Below are 2,529 nucleotides of genomic sequence, written 5' to 3'. Positions count from 1 at the left end.
GGCAACTCAGACACCGCTGCGCTTCCGGCTGGGCTTGCATTCTCCTCCATCCGATCGGTTCTCCGCAGTCACTACACTCACCGAAACCGCCCACCTTGATTCTTTGAAGCGCGGCTTCCACATCTCTGATTTCATGGATATGGCGGTCGATATCGGCCAAATTGATATCCGAAAGCAAATCGGCGACTGATTCGTCACCCGTATCGTGCACCCGGCCAACCAAATCGGCATAACGTTCCTGATCGGATTTATTCAGTTCTTCACGGACGAGAGCGAGCAAGGAACGATACCGGTGCTCTAATTGTTCCCGCAATCCCGCGATTTCCGATGCGCTCAATGTGTCATTCATAAACTGGACCCTCATCTGTATGGGCTCTTCTTCGCGACCGACATCGCATGGTGGCAACATAACAGACCAACCGTCAGGCGATTTGACTTGTGTCACTGACTTCTCGAGCCGTGTGATCGCCTCGCAGGCCCCGGCGCCCAAGCCTCTACAGGCTCGGCGACGAGGCGACGTCCGAGCTTTCAGGATCAGGGGACGATTCGGAAGCGAGCACCGCCTCGCGCGCACCGCCTTTGATCACACCACAACAACCAGCCACCCTGACCACAACCGAACGTGAACCGATCTTCCGGGCATGCTCGCGCATTGACTCGAAATCTTGCCGATTCTTCTGATAGGCCCAAAAGCCGTGAAAATGCAAAAGCGCCAAAGCCGGCCCCGGAAGCTTGCGAAAACGGGTCTCGATGGGATAGACGGCGTCGTTGAAACGAACAATGACCGCATTCGCACCGGGCTCCGCACCCGGGCGCAGCACGCCCATCAAGTGCACCATGGGGTCCATCATATTGACGTAATGCACGTACTCGGGACCATCCGGATATCGCACAGCCACGCCACCGGACGTTTCAACCCGGATGAGGGACAATTTGCGCCCAACCGCGCCCGGCCAACGCAGGCGCCTTTCTAGCCGGCGTTGCACTTCCGCAATGGCGTCCGCAATCAGCGACGCACCTTCGCTGAACCCGTGCAAGTGGACTGGCTCGTCCCGCTCCAAGTGATCCAGGATTACGGTCACGACCGTATCGGCCGCCGGGTCCCCCAGCGTCTCGCGCCGCGGAGAAATTCGTTCCGTCAGGTTAAGGCCGGCCGCGTTGTAGACGCCAACTAAGGCAACATCGTGAAGCGCCCGAATTTCGCTCAGTTGGGTCAGAAAGGTATCCGAACGCGCGTTGGCGCCATTCACGTAGTACATGCGCAGTTTGGCGGCCGACGGAGGGCCTTCGATGAGCGCGGGCACCTCATTGGGATTCACCCGGTCGGCATCGAACAAGCAATAGTCGTCCCCCACCAAAAAGCCGTCATAGAACGTGTTGATCAGAGCACCGGCGTCGCTATCGAAATGCTCACACAAGACCTCTGCCGCAGCCGGAGCAGCGAAAATCAACAAGGCAAAACTCACCACCAATCGACGGCGGAACGGAATTTCCTCAGCCATGTCACCCTCCCTGGTCGCGCGTGGCCCGCGAAATCGCCGGTGGACCGGATGAGCATCCGATCTGGACTCTTCAGCTCACTCTAGCCTCGCGAACCCGTATTTCCAATGCTTCTGAACGCCCACATCCTGCAACTTCGACCTCGCCCCCACCATCAGGGAGCCGAAAAATCCGGTTTCAAAGGACAATCCGGCGCGACCGGGCCTTCTCCAAGGCTTCGCAAAGCCGTTCCGCCCCATCGAGAATGCGCGGCGTATGACGCTGCAACAGCGCAGGTGGAATAAAAAAGAGGTTGCCCCTGGCCACCGCCGTCAGATCAGGCCAACGAGCCCATTGATCAAGCCATTGCGGTCGACTCTCTCCCATACCGCTGGCCACGATAACCTCGGGATCGGCCAGCACAACCGCCTCCAATGACACCGCCGGCGCCAGGCCCGACACGTCGACAAAGACATTCTGTCCTCCGCAAAGGCTCATCACCTCGGAAATCAAATGTTCGCCATTGATCGTCATTAATGGTCGATGCCATATCTGATAGAACACACGGACGCTCGGTCGAGTGGCGTACCGCGATTGCAATGCCCGCCAGCGGAACTCAAAGGATGCCGCCGCTTGGTTCGCGACCGTCTCGGTGCCTGCCAATAGCCCAAAGTGCCGCAGTGCGGCCGCCACATCCGCCAGATGTCTCGGTTCGCTGCGATAGACCGGAACGCCGAGCGCAACAATCTGCTCCAGCTGTCGCGGGATATTGCCACTTTGCCAGGCGATGACCAAATCGGGCCGGAGTCCAAGCAGGGCCTCCATATCGACACCCGTGTATGAGCCGACGGATGGAACACGCTGCGCTTCGGGCGGGAAATCGCTGTAATCGACAGTCCCCACGATGCGCTCACCCGCACCGGCTGCGAACAACAGCTCGGTCACATGCGGTGCCAGACTCACAATCCGCTGAGCCGGCCGATCCAACTCCACGGCAAAACCCAAGTCATCCCGAACGGTGATTTGGGCGCTGGCCATCCCGCTCCAAAC

At 59.1% G+C, this 2,529-nt stretch carries 3 protein-coding genes; all 3 read right to left on the bottom strand.

The genetic code is table 11. The features are described from left to right. On the bottom strand, positions 1-349 hold a 349-nt coding region (locus SVU69_13715; protein MDY6944054.1), incomplete at its 3' end, for a TraR/DksA family transcriptional regulator. Positions 350-494: 145 nt separating this feature from the next. After that, the gene (locus SVU69_13710) at positions 495-1,502 is read right to left on the bottom strand and encodes a hypothetical protein (protein ID MDY6944053.1); all 1,008 of its coding nucleotides are present in this window, start codon (positions 1,500-1,502) and stop codon (positions 495-497) included. 175 nt (positions 1,503-1,677) lie between these two features. After that, positions 1,678-2,517, bottom strand: a complete 840-nt coding sequence (locus SVU69_13705) for a cobalamin-binding protein (protein MDY6944052.1) — start codon at positions 2,515-2,517, stop codon at positions 1,678-1,680. Positions 2,518-2,529 lie beyond the last annotated feature (12 nt).

It is taken from the genome of Pseudomonadota bacterium, from assembly GCA_034189865.1.
Classification (GTDB): domain Bacteria; phylum Pseudomonadota; class Gammaproteobacteria; order UBA5335; family UBA5335; genus JAXHTV01.
The sequence above is the reverse complement of the archived record's forward strand: the minus strand, read 5'-3'. Positions and strand labels throughout refer to the sequence as shown.

What these genes read in the sequence shown, in the direction of transcription:
- SVU69_13710 (MDY6944053.1), bottom strand. Translation starts at nt 1,502, where the DNA reads ATGGCTGAGGAAATTCCGTTCCGCCGTCGATTGGTGGTGAGTTTTGCC.
- SVU69_13705 (MDY6944052.1), bottom strand. Translation starts at nt 2,517, where the DNA reads ATGGCCAGCGCCCAAATCACCGTTCGGGATGACTTGGGTTTTGCCGTG.